The 13179-nt window shown below is 69.1% G+C and carries 11 protein-coding genes and 1 pseudogene; 2 read left to right on the top strand and 10 right to left on the bottom strand.

Going from position 1 to position 13179, the window contains the following annotated elements:
- Position 1 precedes the first annotated feature (1 nt).
- The 9 genes and pseudogenes from C8E84_RS12935 to C8E84_RS12895 form a co-directional block, all read right to left on the bottom strand.
- A complete protein-coding gene (locus tag C8E84_RS12935) occupies positions 2 to 475 on the bottom strand; it encodes an SRPBCC family protein (RefSeq protein ID WP_159902741.1) in 474 nt (157 codons plus the stop codon).
- Entirely contained in the window at positions 472 to 840 is a 369-nt protein-coding gene (locus C8E84_RS12930) for an ArsR/SmtB family transcription factor (RefSeq protein WP_159902739.1), read from the bottom strand. The genes C8E84_RS12935 and C8E84_RS12930 overlap by 4 nt, the downstream gene beginning before the upstream one ends.
- Before the next feature lie 389 nt (positions 841 to 1229).
- Positions 1230 to 1559, bottom strand: coding sequence for a cupin domain-containing protein (locus C8E84_RS12925; protein ID WP_159902737.1), 330 nt, complete (start codon positions 1557 to 1559; stop codon positions 1230 to 1232).
- A gap of 82 nt (positions 1560 to 1641) precedes the next feature.
- Positions 1642 to 1914, bottom strand: coding sequence for a DUF6457 domain-containing protein (locus C8E84_RS12920; RefSeq protein WP_211675553.1), 273 nt, complete (start codon positions 1912 to 1914; stop codon positions 1642 to 1644).
- A 37-nt stretch (positions 1915 to 1951) separates the two neighbouring features.
- Positions 1952 to 2701 carry a respiratory nitrate reductase subunit gamma gene (gene narI, locus C8E84_RS12915; RefSeq protein WP_159902735.1) on the bottom strand — a complete coding sequence of 250 codons (750 nt, stop codon included), beginning with the start codon at positions 2699 to 2701 and terminating at the stop codon, positions 1952 to 1954.
- The gene (narJ, locus tag C8E84_RS12910) at positions 2698 to 3417 is read right to left on the bottom strand and encodes a nitrate reductase molybdenum cofactor assembly chaperone (RefSeq protein ID WP_159902733.1); all 720 of its coding nucleotides are present in this window, start codon (positions 3415 to 3417) and stop codon (positions 2698 to 2700) included. The genes narI and narJ overlap by 4 nt, the downstream gene beginning before the upstream one ends.
- Positions 3414 to 5087, bottom strand: coding sequence for a nitrate reductase subunit beta (gene narH / locus C8E84_RS12905; protein ID WP_159902731.1), 1674 nt, complete (start codon positions 5085 to 5087; stop codon positions 3414 to 3416). Before narH ends, narJ begins: the two co-directional genes overlap by 4 nt.
- 1 nt (position 5088) lies before the next feature.
- Positions 5089 to 8826, bottom strand: a pseudogene (locus tag C8E84_RS12900) (nitrate reductase subunit alpha).
- The gene (locus C8E84_RS12895) at positions 8823 to 9608 is read right to left on the bottom strand and encodes a helix-turn-helix transcriptional regulator (RefSeq protein WP_246196927.1); all 786 of its coding nucleotides are present in this window, start codon (positions 9606 to 9608) and stop codon (positions 8823 to 8825) included. Before C8E84_RS12895 ends, C8E84_RS12900 begins: the two are co-directional and overlap by 4 nt.
- Positions 9609 to 9817: 209 nt before the next feature.
- Here C8E84_RS12895 and C8E84_RS12890 point away from each other — a divergent pair, with 209 nt between their 5' ends.
- Positions 9818 to 11194, top strand: a complete 1377-nt coding sequence (locus tag C8E84_RS12890) for an MFS transporter (RefSeq protein ID WP_159902727.1) — start codon at positions 9818 to 9820, stop codon at positions 11192 to 11194.
- Between the two features lie 10 nt (positions 11195 to 11204).
- Positions 11205 to 12602 (top strand): MFS transporter, encoded by a 1398-nt coding sequence (locus C8E84_RS12885; RefSeq protein ID WP_159902725.1) that lies wholly within the window; start codon positions 11205 to 11207, stop codon positions 12600 to 12602.
- A gap of 21 nt (positions 12603 to 12623) precedes the next feature.
- Here the strand turns inward: C8E84_RS12885 and mobA are convergent, their stop codons facing one another.
- Entirely contained in the window at positions 12624 to 13178 is a 555-nt protein-coding gene (mobA, locus tag C8E84_RS12880) for a molybdenum cofactor guanylyltransferase (protein WP_159902723.1), read from the bottom strand.
- Position 13179: the final 1 nt, after the last annotated feature.

Below are 13179 nucleotides of genomic sequence, written 5' to 3'. Positions count from 1 at the left end.
ATCAGGCGTGAGCGACGAGGGCCTCGAGCCGCTCGTAACCCTCGGCCATGCCGTGCTCCATGCCCGACTCGACCATCGCGTCGCGCCCTTCGACGGTGCGCCCGATGCTGCGGCCCCGCAGTCGAGTGCGACCGTCGCCGAGGTCCTCGAACCACATGAACTCCAGGGCGACCTCGTCGGGGGCACCGTCGAACTCGAAGGTCTGGAGGGCGAACTCGTTCTCGCGGATGCTGTGGAAGACCCCGCGGAAGCCGAACGTGCCGTAGTCGCTCGTGTGCGTGTAGGAGTAGCCGCCGCCGGTGGTGAAGTCCCACTGGGCGATCTCCATCTGCATGCCGTTCGGGCCGAGCCACAGCTTGACCTTCTCGGGGTCGCGGTGGGCCTCGAAGACCGCCGCCACGGGGGCGTCGAACTCGCGGGTGAAGTCGATCCACGGCACGCCGGCCGGGATGTCGAGGTGCAGGCCGTTGCTCATGAGGGCTCCTTGGGGGTGCGGGGTGCGGCCGGCCGGGTGGTGTCGGCGGTCGCGAGGAGGGCGTCGAGGCGGCGGAACTGCTGCTCGTGGATCAGGCGGTAGCCGTCGATCCAGGCCGTCAGGGCTTCGAGCGCCTCGGGGTTCAGGTGCACCGGGCGGCGCTGGGCCTGCCGGGTGCGGGTGACCAGGCCCGCGTGCTCGAGGACCTGGATGTGCTTCGAGACCGCCTGGAGGCTGATCTCGAAGGGCTCGGCGATCTCGTTCACCGTGGCCGGTCCACGGCTCAGGTGCGCGATGATCGCCCGCCGGACGGGGTCGGCGAGGGCCGCGAAACCCAGGTCGACGGCGGTGCTCGTGTCCGGCATCCCATTATTCAACCAAGCAATTGATCAACTGTCAAGTTGATTACGCTGACTCATTGCGCAGCACCCACCTGGAGGTGCCCGGAAAGTGCCTCCTGAGGTGGCTGCGACGCAATCAGTCGGGGTTGCCGGATGCCGTGGCGCAGGTCGCGCGCAAAACTCGAGTCCCGGCATCCCGACGTCGCGGGCGGGACTCGAGTCCCGGCATCCCCTCTCTCGTCCCCGACTTCGTGCGACTTGGGTGCGGTTCCTGAGCCCGGATGGCCCGAAAACCGTGGGCAAGTCGCACGAAGTCCGATCACCATCAGGCGACTCATTGCGCAGCACCCACCTGGAGATGCCCGGAAAGTGCCTCCTGAGGTGGCTGCGACGCAATCAGTCGGGGTGGTTGGCTACGGCTTGACGACGGTGAGGAGCACGGCGCAGTCCTCGAGGGCGGTCAGGGCGTGCCGGCGCCCCGGGATGATGGTGTGGTCCCCCGCCGATCCCTCCCAGCTGTCCGGCTCGGAGTCGAGCCGCACGCGACCCCGCAGCACCTGCAGGGTCGCCTCGCCGGGGCTCTCGTGCTCGGCCAGCCCGTGCTCGGCCAGGATCGCGATGACGGTCTCGCGCAGCACCCGGTCGTGACCACCGTGGATGGTGCGCGCCGCCCGCCCGCTGCTGCCCTCTCGAGCCGAGTGGAGCAGCTCGTCGGCGAGGTCGGTGAGGGAGATGCTGTCCATGAGTGTCCTTCGGTGGGGTCGAGCCGGATGGATCAGGGCCAGGAAGGTCGGGAGATCGCGGTCGGGAGGTCGCGGTGCCGGATCAGGCGCGCGACGTGGCAGGGAAGGTCGAGCGCAGCGCCTCACTGAGCGCGGCCGGGTCGACCACCTCACCGCGGGCGGCCCGGGCGCCCACCGCGAGCCCGAGGATGTAGGACCCGACGGGTGCCATGGGCCGCGCGAAACCGTGCGCGATGTCCTTGGTGAGGGCGTGGATGCCGGGCACGTCGACGGCATCCGGGTCGACGTCGAGCGCGGTGCAGGCGTCGACGATCCAGGCGTGCCACTGCTGCTCGGCGGCGGCGAGGTCGGTCATCCGGTCCTCCGAAGATCGGCGAGGGCGAGCTGTTCAGTCACTTCTTGGTGAGCTCGGACTTCTCCCACCCTCGCTTGGGTGCGCGGTTGCCCGAGCCGCGACCCGGCCGCTGGTCCTTGGAGCGGTAGACCAGGTAGGGCCGGGTGAGGTACCCAAGCGGCGCCGAGAAGACGTGGACCAGCCGGGTGAACGGCCACATCGCGAACAGGATGAACGCGAGCAGGGCGTGCAGCTGGAAGCCCAGTGGTGCCGCTGCCATGAGCTCGGGCTGCGGCTGGAACGCGAAGATGCTGCGGAACCACACCGAGACGCCCTCGCGGTAGTTGTACTCACCGCCGAACTGCAGGAGGCTGCCGGCCACCGTGTTCCACATGCCCAGGGCCATGACGGTGCCGAGCACGGCGTACATGGCCTTGTCGTTGGTGGTCGTGGCGCTGAACACGGGGCCGGTGGTGCGCCGCCGGTAGACCAGGATCGCCAGACCGGCCAGGGCCGCGATCCCCGCGGGGATGCCACCGGCCAGCGCGATGACGTGGTACGCGTGCGGGCTCAGCCCCAACGCGTTGGTCCACACCTGCGGGATGATCAGGCCGATCACGTGGCCCATGACGACGCCGAGCATGCCGAAGTGGAACAGCGGGCTGCCGATGCGCAGCAGCTTGTCCTCGTAGAGCTGGCTGGAGCGCGTGGTCCAGCCGAACTTGTCGTAGCGGTAGCGCCAGAAGTGCCCGACGACGAACACGGCCAGGCACACGTACGGGACGATCACCCACAAGAACGTGGTCATCGGGGGGCTCCTACCGGGATGGTCGTGCCGAGCATCGCTGTGGTGTCGGCGGGTTCGGGTCGGGGGTTGAGTCGGGGGTCGATGGCGTACGGCTCGAGCCCGACCTCCTCCTGGGGTGGGCCCTGCTCGACGAGCCGCAACAGGGCCTCGGTGTCGCTGCCCTCCAGCGGCGGCAGCGTCGAGCGCAGCGCCTCGAGCACGGGCAGCCAGCGCGAGTCGCGCTGGGCCAACCCGGCCCGCAGCACCTCCACCCCCACCCGGTGGCGGGTCAGCAGGTGCCACGCGGTGGCCCAGTCCTGCATCGCGCCGAACTCGAGCACGACGCACAGGTGGTCGGGCAGCTCGACCTCGCTGTCGAACTCCAGACCGGCCCGGCGGTAGGCCTGCTTGAACTCCACGAGGGCCACCCCGCGCCGTCGCGTGTCACCCGAGGTGAAGTACGTCAGGTGCAGCGAGCACTTGCGGGTGACGTCGAACGTGTCGACGTACTCGCGCTGCAGGGCGCCGAGCCGCGCGGAGGTGAGGTGGTCGAGGAACTCGAGCAACGGCATCCGCTGGGCGTCGGGCAAGCCCTCGACCACGCCGCGCAGCATCGGCACCCGCCCCAGCAGCACGTCGTCGGGGTAGTCGAGCAGCAGCGAGACCACCTGCCAGGTGTCGACGAGGTCCTTCTCCCGGATGCCGGGGCGTGCGTCGCGGTGCCGCCGCCACTTCATCGGTCGGCCCGTTCACCCGAACCGGAGCCGCCACCCGGGAAGATGCCGTCCGGCATCCCCCGCCCGTCCCAGTTGAGCAGGTTGACCCGCCCGCGCAGCGGGTTGTCGGCCGGCAGGGCGTCGACGCTGTCGGCGTCCAGGGCCTCGCGTCGCACCCGCAGGTTCTCGGCCGCGACGGGAGTCGGTGCACCACCGGAGCCCTCGCCGAAGATCTCCTGCCCGCCGCCGTACTGCGACACCGCGCAGTCGGTCGCGATCTCCTCGAGCGAGTGCGCCTGCTCGGCGTGCGCGGTCGGGATGACGTAGCGCTCCTCGTACCGTGCCAGGGCGAGCAGGCGGAACATCTCGTACATGTCCTCGCCCTCCATCCCGACCGCGGCGGGGATCTCGTCGCGGGGGTCGCGCCCGAGGTTGATGTCGCGCATGTACGACCGCATCGCCGCGAGCTTCTTGAGCACGGTGTTGACGGGGGCGACGTCACCGGCGGTGAACAGGTTCGCCAAGTACTCCACGGGGATGCGCAGGGTGTCGATGGCCCCGAAGAGGTTGTCGACGTCCTCGGCGTCGTAGCCGGTGTCCTTGATGACGTCGACGACCGGCGACAGCGGCGGGATGTACCAGACCATCGGCATCGTGCGGTACTCCGGGTGCAGCGGCAGCGCGACCTTGTAGTCCATGATCAGCTTCTTCACCGGGCTGCGGCGGGCTGCTTCGATCCAGTCACCGGGGATGCCGGCCGCCTCGGCCTCGCGCCGGACCTCCGGGTCCTCGGGGTCCAGGAACACGCCCAGCTGAGACTCGTAGAGGTCGGTGTCGTCCTCGGTGGTGGCCGCCTCGAGCACCTTGTCGGCGTCGTAGAGGACGAGCCCGATGTAGCGCAGCCGGCCCACGCAGGTCTCGGAGCACACGGTGGGGATGCCGACCTCGATGCGCGGGTAGCAGAAGGTGCACTTCTCGGCCTTGCCGGTCTTGTGGTTGAAGTAGACCTTCTTGTACGGGCAGCCGGTGATGCACATCCGCCAGCCGCGGCAGCGGTCCTGGTCGACCAGGACGATGCCGTCCTCCTCGCGCTTGTAGATCGCGCCGCTGGGGCACGACGCCGCGCACGAGGGGTTGAGGCAGTGTTCGCAGATGCGCGGCAGGTAGAACATGAAGGTCTGTTCGAACTCGAACTTCACCTTGTCCTCGATGCCCTTGAGCATGACGTCCTTGGCCGCGTGCTCGCGCGAGCCGCCGAGGTCGTCGTCCCAGTTGGCGCTCCACGACACGTTGACCGGCTTGCCCGAGATGAGCGAGTACGGCCGGGCGACGGGGAAGTTCTTCTGCGCGGGGGCGTTGAGCAGCGTCTCGTAGTCGTAGGTCCACGGCTCGTAGTAGTCGCTGATCGAGGGCATCTTGGGGTTGCTGAAGATCGTCAGCAGCTTCTTGAGCCGACCGCCGGCCCGCAGCTGGAGGCGGCCGTTCTTCATCACCCAGCCGCCGCGCCACTCCTCCTGGTCCTCGTAGCCGCGCGGGTAGCCCAGGCCGGGCCGGGTCTCGACGTTGTTGAACCACACGTACTCGGTGCCGGCCCGGTTGGTCCACGCCTGCTTGCACGTGACCGAACAGGTGTGACACCCGATGCACTTGTCGAGGTTCATGACCATCGCCATCTGGGCCATGACGCGCATGTCAGTACTCCACGTTCTGGTTGGCGCGGCGACGGATCATCGTCACTTCGTCGCGGTTGTTTCCGGTGGGCCCGATGTAGTTGAAGAAGTAGGCGAACTGGGCGTAGCCGCCGATCATGTGGCTCGGTTTCATCATGATCCGGGTGAGGGAGTTGTGGATGCCGCCGCGCCTTCCGTTGGTCTCGGTGAGGGGGACGTCGATGAGCCGGTCCTGGGCGTGGTGCATGTAGACGGTGCCCTCCGGCATCCGGTGAGAGACGATCGCGCGGGCCGCGACGACACCGTTGCGGTTGACCGCCTCGATCCAGTCGTTGTCGGCGACCCCGATCTTCTCGGCGTCAACGTCGGAGAGCCAGATCGTCTGCCCGCCGCGCGAGAGGCTGAGCATGAACAGGTTGTCCTGGTACTCGCTGTGGATCGACCACTTGTTGTGCGGGGTCAGGTAGCGCACCGAGACACCGAGGGCGTTCTGCTCGCCGAGCGCGGCCTCACCGAAGAGCTCGGTCATGTTCAGCGGCGGCCGGTACACCGGCAACGCCTCCCCCATGCCGAGGATCCAGTCGTGGTCGAGGTAGAACTGCTGGCGCCCGGTGAGGGTGTGGAACGGCTTCTTGCGTTCGATGTTGATCGTGAACGGGGAGTACCGGCGGCCGCCGCTCTCCGAGCCGGACCACTCCGGGGAGGTGATGACCGGCACCGGGGCGACCTGGGTGTCGGCGAAGGTGATCTGCTTGCCCTCGTGCTCGGCCGCGAGGTCGTGCAGCTGGGTGCCGGTGCGCTTCTCCACGTTCTTGAACCCGTGGGTGGCGAGGTGACCGTTCGTCGTGCCCGACAGGTGCAGGATCGCGTCGGCCATGTGGATGTCGGTGTCGAGGCGGGGCTGGCCGTTGCCGGCGCCGCCGTGGGCGACCCCGTTGCGGTGGCGCAGGATGTCGACCTCGCGCTTGACGTCGTAGGGCACACCCTTGGTGAGCATGCCGACCTTCTCCATGAGCGGGCCGATCGACGTCATCTTGTCGTAGATGGCCGTGTAGTCACGCTCGGCGACGGCGAGCACCGGCAGGGTCTTGCCCGGCACGGGTTCGCACTCGCCGAGGCGCCAGTCCTTGACGACACCGTGCACCGTGGCCATCGCCTCGGGGGTGTCGTGCCACAGCGGCTTGGCGATGACGTCGCGCCGGGTGCCCAGGTGGTCGACGGCGAGCTCGGAGAACTTCTTCGCGACGTCCTTCCACGCCTCCCAGTCGGTCTTGGACTGCCACGGCGGGGAGATCGCCGGGTTGAAGGAGTGCACGAAGGGGTGCATGTCGGTGGTGTTCAGGTCGTGCTTCTCGTACCAGGTGGCTGCCGGCAGGACGACGTCGGAGAACAGCGTCGAGCTCGTCATCCGGAAGTCGATGGTCATGAGCAGGTCGAGCTTGCCCTCGGGCACGTGCTCGGGCCACTCGATCCCGGTGGGGCGCTTGTCCGGCGGGGCCTGCTCGGCGGTGACGGCGTTGTCGGTGCCGAGCAGGTGCTTGAGGAAGTACTCGTTGCCCTTGGCGCTGGACCCCAGCAGGTTGGCCCGCCACAGGCTGAGGATGCGGGGGTGGTTCTCCTCCGCCTCCGGGTCCTCGACGGCGAACTTCAGGGCACCGGACTTCAGCTGGTCGACGACGTAGTCCGCGGGAGCCAGCCCCGCGGCATCCGCCTCGTCCGCCAGCGCGAGGCTGCTGCGGTTGAAGGTCGGGTAGCTCGGGGTCCAGCCCAGGCGCACCGACTGGGCGAGCAGGTCCATGACGCCCTTGCCCGCGAAGACGCCGGTGCCGGCATCCACGTCGTCGGCGGTGAAGGTGTCGTAGCGATACTGGCTGGTGTTGACGTACCAGTACGCCGTCTGGTTCATGTGCCGCGGCGGGCGCTGCCAGTCCAGCGCGAACGCCATGTGCTGGAAGCCCATGATCGGGCGGATCTTCTCCTGGCCGACGTAGTGCGCCCAGCCACCACCGTTGCGCCCCTAGCACCCCGTGATCGTCGTGAGCACGAGCATCGCCCGGTAGATCTGGTCGGAGTGGAACCAGTGGTTGGTGCCGGCCCCCATGAGGATCATCCCGCGACCGCCGGTGTCGATGGCGTTCTGCGCCCACTCACGCGCCAGCCGCACGACCTGCTCGGCGGGCACGTTGGTGATCTCCTCCTGCCACGCCGGCGTCGCCGGGGTGGAGGGGTCCTCGTAGTCGGCCGGCCAGGTGCCCGGCATCCCGGGGCGGGCCACGCCGTACTGGGCGAGCATGAGGTCGAGCACGGTGGTCACCAGGCGCCCACCGATGCGGCGCACCGGCACCCCGCGCATCACGTGCGCGACCTTGCCGTCGTACGCGTCGAACCTCGGCATCACGACCCGGGCCGTCTCGGATGCCGTGCCACCGGCGTCGAGGCCGTGCAGCGTCAGGACGGGGTCGATGTCCTCGAGGTCGAGGTTCCACTTGCCCCAGCCCTCGTCTCCGTAGCGGAAGCCGATGGAGCCGTTCGGGATGGCCACGTCACCGGTGCGCGCATCGAGCACGGCCGGCTTCCACATCGCGTTCTCGGAGGCGGCCTGCGCGATGTCGAGGTCACCGGCGACGAGGTACTTGCCGGGCCGGTAGGCCGGCCCGTCGGCGCCCTCGGCAGTGTCGGCGACGTCCCCGGCATCCTCGAGGGCGACGAGGAAGGGCAGGTCGGTGTACTGCTGGTTGTACTGCGTGAAGAAGTCGACCTGGCTGTCGACGAAGAACTCCTTGAGGATGACGTGCCCCATCGCCATCGCGAGCGCGCCGTCGGTGCCCGGGGCCGCGGCGACCCACTCGTCGGCGAACTTGACGTTCTCGGCGTAGTCGGGCGAGACGGCGACGACCTTCTGGCCGCGGTAGCGCGCCTCGGTCATCCAGTGCGCGTCGGGGGTGCGGGTCATCGGGACGTTCGAGCCCCACATGATGAGGTAGCCGGCATCCCACCAGTCGCCGGACTCGGGGACGTCGGTCTGGTCGCCGAACATCTGCGGCGACGCGTTCGGCAGGTCGGCGTACCAGTCGTAGAACGAGAGCATCGGGGCGCCGACGAGCTCGAGGAAGCGGGCGCCCGAGGCGTAGGAGACCGGCGACATCGCGGGGATCGGCGAGAAGCCGGCGATGCGGTCCGGGCCCCAGCGCTTGACGGTGTAGACGTGCGCGGCGGCGATGATCTCGACGACCTCGTCCCAGCTCGAACGCACCAGGCCGCCCTTGCCGCGGGCGGACTTGTAGCGCCGGGCCTTGTCGGGGTCCTGGACGATGGACGCCCAGGCGAGCACGGGGTCGCCCCCCAGGGCCGCCTTGGCCTCACGGAACATCTCGAGCAGCACCCCGCGCACGTAGGGGTAGCGCACCCGCGTCGGGGAGTAGGTGTACCAGCTGAAGGCCGCCCCGCGGGGGCAGCCGCGTGGCTCGTACTCGGGCCGGTCGGCACCGGTGGAGGGGTAGTCGGTCTGCTGCGCCTCCCAGGTGATGATCCCGTCCTTGACGTAGACCTTCCACGAGCAGGAGCCGGTGCAGTTCACCCCGTGGGTGCTGCGCACGACCTTGTCGTGGCTCCAGCGGTCGCGGTAGAACGCGTCGCCGGAGCGGCCACCCTCGGTGTGGATGGACCGCTTGTCGTCGGACACCTGCGAGCGGGTGAAGAACCGGCGGGTGCCGACGAGGGCAGTGGTCAGCGGCCCGTCGAGGGCGGGGCTGGTGGTCATGCGGTCTCCTTGGTTGCCGTGGCGGAGGTCTTGTCACGGAAGGGGGTTCGGGTGCTCACGTGCGCGACACACGTGGTGGGGCCGACGAAGGGTTCGAGGCCGATCTCGGTGTCCGGCTCGCCGAACTGCTCCATCGAGCCGGTGATCAGGCCGCGGTGGATGCCGCACACCACGGCGGGGTTGTCGACGGCCAGGGCCAGGAACGGGCAGTCCTTGAGGACGAGGCGGGCGGTGCGCCCGCCGTCGGAGGTCGACATCTCCGGGGTGTAGCCCCACTCGTGCAGGACGTCGAGCATCCGGCCGACCTTGCTCAGCCACTGACCCGGCGTGCTCGCGGGCCTGGCTGCCGGGTCGGCCTGGACGTGCTCGAGTGCCCACCGGCGGCCGGTCTCCAGCGGCGTCGGGGCGACACCGCCGCTGCTGTCGGCGAGCACCCCCGCGAGCAGGCCGCTGAGCAGGCGCAGCGCGTCGGCCTCCCCCGCGACGTCGACCTCGGCGAGCGAGCCCTGGACCGGCGCGTAGAGCTTGCGCGGGCGGCCCGCACTGCCGCTGCGGTGGAAGCTGGCCTCGACGAGACCGGCGGCGACCAGCTGGTCGAGGTGGAAGCGCACCGTCGTCACGTGGAGCCCGACGTGCTCCGCAAGGTCTGCCGCAGTCAGGCCCACGGGGTCGGTCGGGTCGTGGCGAGTCGCCGTGGCGTGGGACAGGGCGTCGAGGAGGCGTCGGCGCACGGGCGAGGCGAGCACGGCGGCGGGGCCGAGGTCGTCTGTCGGGGCGCTCAACGCGGGTCGCTCCTCAGTTTGGAGGACAGGATTTCTCCTATCGAACCACACTCGAGTGGCGGGCGTGAAGTCACCAGATCCCGTTGACAGAAGGGCACTTTTCGGTGTACGACGATCCGTCGTAGACATAAGGGTGACCTCACTGGCAGGCTGGTCAGCGGCGGCTGTACCGTCCCATTCGAGATATTTAGATGACTACTCTCATCCAAATGGAGGCCACGGTCATGACCCTGACCACGGAGCCGGACACGGCACCTGCCCATCCCGAGGTGTCGAGCGGCGCCAAGCGCGTCCTCACGATGTCGACGATCGCCTTCACGCTGATGTTCGCGGTGTGGCTGATGTTCGGCATCCTCGGCGTGCCGATCCAGAAGGAGCTGGGGCTGAGCGACCCCGAGCTCGCGTGGATCTCCGCCGTCGCCGTGCTCAACGGGTCACTGTGGCGCCTGCCTGCCGGCATGCTCACCGACCGGGTCGGCGGCCGGGTGGTGACCATCTCCATGCTCCTGCTCACGGCCATCCCGTGCTTCTTCCTCACCCAGGTCTCGGGCTACGGCGCCCTGCTCGTGCTGGCCTTCCTCGTCGGCTTCGCGGGCAACCTGTTCAGCGTCGGCATCGCGTGGAACGCCGCCTGGTGGCCCAAGAAGCGGCAGGGCTTCGCCCTCGGCGTCTTCGGCGCCGGCAACGTCGGCGCCTCGGTGACCAAGCTGCTCGTCGTGCTGCTGCCGACGATCATCGCGAGCACCGCCGGCGCGATGTACCTCGGCATCTTCCCCGGTGGCTGGCGGATCTTCCCCGCGTTCTACACCGTCGCGCTGGTCGTGGTCGCCATCCTGACGTTCCTCATCGTCCCCCGGCACGACAAGATGAACGGCGCAGGCAAGCCGCTGGGCGAGATGCTCGCCCCGCTCAAGCACGTGCGCGTGTGGCGCTTCAGCCTCTACTACGCGGCAGTCTTCGGGGCCTACGTCGCGCTGTCGGCCTGGCTGCCGAAGTACTACGTCGACAACTTCGGTGTCGAGCTCCAGGTCGCCGCTTTGCTCACCGCGACGTTCATCTTCCCGGCATCCCTGCTGCGCCCGGTCGGTGGCTGGTTCTCCGACAAGTACGGTGCCCGCCGCGTCATGTACTGGACCTTCGGGGTGATGCTGGCGACGACCGGCATTCTCATGATGCCCAACGGCCACCTCGTCATCGACCAGGCCGACGGCACCCAGAGCGAGCACCTGGCCTATGCCATCGGCATCGTCCCGTTCGCCCTGCTGGTCTTCCTCCTCGGCTGCGCCATGGGCGTCGGCAAGGCCGCCGTCTACAAGCACATCCCCGAGTACTTCCCCGACAACGTCGGCTCCGTCGGCGGCCTCGTCGGGATGTTCGGCGGGCTCGGCGGATTCTTCCTGCCGCCGCTGTTCGCCTACACCAAGGTCTGGTCAGGCTTCCCGAGCTCGACGTTCTTCGTCCTGTTCCTGCTGACCGCCGCCTGCTTCATCTGGATGCACTGGACGGTCGTCCACATGCTGCACCGCGAGTCGCCCGACCTCGCCCGCCACCTCGAGACCCCGGTCGCCACCGCGACCGTCCGCTAAGGAGACATCGATGAGCACCGCCCCCGCACCGGCCCGCAAGGGTGAGTGGCTGGAGTCCTGGGACCCGGAGAACGAGCAGACCTGGGACAAGTCCCTGGCCTGGCGCACCCTGTGGGTCACGACCTTCTGCCTGACCCTGGCCTTCGTCGCCTGGTTCCTGCCGAGCGCGATCATCCCCAAGCTCAACGCCCTCGGCTACGAGTTCACCAAGAGCCAGCTGTACTGGATGGCCGCGATGCCGGGTCTGGCCGCGGGGCTGTTCCGGCTCGTGTGGATGGTGCTGCCCCCCATCATGGGCACCCGCAAGATGGTGTCGCTGACCAGCCTGCTGCTCATCGCCTCGACGTTGGGCTGGGGCGTGCGCGTGCAGACCCCCGAGGCCCCCTACTGGGAGCTCATGGTGCTCGCCTTCCTCGCCGGCATCGGCGGTGGGGCGTTCTCCGGCTTCATGCCGAGCACCTCGTACTTCTTCCCCAAGCGGATGCAGGGCACGGCGCTGGGGTTGCAGGCCGGGCTCGGCAACTTCGGCGTCTCGTTCGTGCAGCTGCTCACCCCGTACTTCATCGCCATGGGCGCCCTCGCGATCTTCGGCGGCAGCCAGCAGATGACCATTCCCGGCAAGGAGCCGGCGACCGTCTGGTACCAGAACGCCGCCTTCGTGTGGATCCCGCTCATGGTCGTCGGGGCCGTCCTCGCGTGGACGATGCTGAAGTCGGTGCCCGTCAAGGCGAACATCCGCCAGCAGTTCGACATCTTCGGCAACCAGGACACCTGGTGGATGACGTTGCTCTACATCATGACCTTCGGCACCTTCTCCGGACTGGCCGCCCAGTTCGGTCTGCTCATGACCAACCTCTACGGCAGCGGCAACACCGACATCGTCCAGGGCAGTGGCGCGAGCGCCACGGTGCTCGTCGCCGGCTACGCCGTGCCGGATGCCGTGAAGTACGTCTTCCTCGGCCCGCTCATCGGGGCGGCCGCCCGAGTCGCCTTCTCCCCGCTGACCGACCGCATGGGCGGTGCGATCTGGACCCTCATCTCGGGGATCGGCCTCATCGGCTCGATCGCCTGGACGATCCCGGCCCTGACCCCGGATACCTCCTCGGCGGCCGCCCTCGAGGCCGGCTTCGACCAGTTCCTCTACGGCATGCTCGCGATCTTCCTGTTCAGCGGCATCGGCAACGCCTCGACGTTCAAGCAGATGCCGATGATCTTCGAGCGCCGCCAGGCCGGTGGCGTCATCGGCTGGACGGCCGCCATCGCCGCGTTCGGGCCGTTCTTCTTCGGAGTCGGCGTGACGAGCCTCGGGCCGGTCGCGTTCTACTCGATCGGTATCGCGTGGGCCGTCATGTGCGTCGCCATCACGTGGTGGCGCTACGCCCGCCCGGGCGCCCCGAAGCCCGGCTGATCGACTGCTCGATCCCGCTCGTCACTCACCCCCGAGGGCCGCAAGGTCCTCGGGGGTGTCGACGTCTCGGGACGTGACGCCAGTGATCCGCACCTCGAGGTGTGGGAGGGCCAGCAGGGTCTTCGCGGGGATGCCGTGCGCGGGCTCGGGCACGAGGTCACGGGCCGCGGTGGTGCGGTAGACGGCGAGCAGCGGGTTGGCGTGCCCCTCGTCGTCGACGGCCACCGCCGCTGCGGTGTCCGGGCCAGCCGCCGCGAGCGCGTCGGCCAGCTGGCGAAGGCCCGACACGGCATACGGCATGTCGCCAGCCACCACGGCGGTCAGGTCGGTGGTGACCAGGGCGAGCCCGGCGGCGATGCCGGCGAGCGGGCCGCCGCCGGGTGGGTCCTCACGAGTCCAGGTCAGGGGGCGCGGGGTGGGGCGCTGCTCCCCTACGGCGATGACCTCCCACTCCGGCGGAAGGGACGCGAGGAGGTGGTCGAGCACGGTGGTCCCGGCGAGCGGGGCGGCGAGCTTGTCGGAGCCGAACCGGCGGGACTCACCGCCGGCGAGCACCACAACGGTCACTGGGGTCACG

This window comes from Ornithinibacter aureus, from assembly GCF_009858245.1.
Lineage (GTDB): Bacteria > Actinomycetota > Actinomycetes > Actinomycetales > Dermatophilaceae > Fodinibacter > Fodinibacter aureus.
Note: the sequence above shows the minus strand (reverse complement) of the source record. Positions and strands in the feature narration are given on the sequence as shown.

Bases quoted from the DNA above. Each gene is read 5' to 3' on its own strand.
- C8E84_RS12935 (WP_159902741.1), bottom strand. From the start codon at position 475: ATGAGCAACGGCCTGCACCTCGACATCCCGGCCGGCGTGCCGTGGATC.
- C8E84_RS12930 (WP_159902739.1), bottom strand. From the start codon at position 840: ATGCCGGACACGAGCACCGCCGTCGACCTGGGTTTCGCGGCCCTCGCC.
- C8E84_RS12925 (WP_159902737.1), bottom strand. From the start codon at position 1,559: ATGGACAGCATCTCCCTCACCGACCTCGCCGACGAGCTGCTCCACTCG.
- C8E84_RS12920 (WP_211675553.1), bottom strand. From the start codon at position 1,914: ATGACCGACCTCGCCGCCGCCGAGCAGCAGTGGCACGCCTGGATCGTC.
- narI (WP_159902735.1), bottom strand. From the start codon at position 2,701: ATGACCACGTTCTTGTGGGTGATCGTCCCGTACGTGTGCCTGGCCGTG.
- narJ (WP_159902733.1), bottom strand. From the start codon at position 3,417: ATGAAGTGGCGGCGGCACCGCGACGCACGCCCCGGCATCCGGGAGAAG.
- narH (WP_159902731.1), bottom strand. From the start codon at position 5,087: ATGCGCGTCATGGCCCAGATGGCGATGGTCATGAACCTCGACAAGTGC.
- C8E84_RS12890 (WP_159902727.1), top strand. From the start codon at position 9,818: ATGGAGGCCACGGTCATGACCCTGACCACGGAGCCGGACACGGCACCT.
- C8E84_RS12885 (WP_159902725.1), top strand. From the start codon at position 11,205: ATGAGCACCGCCCCCGCACCGGCCCGCAAGGGTGAGTGGCTGGAGTCC.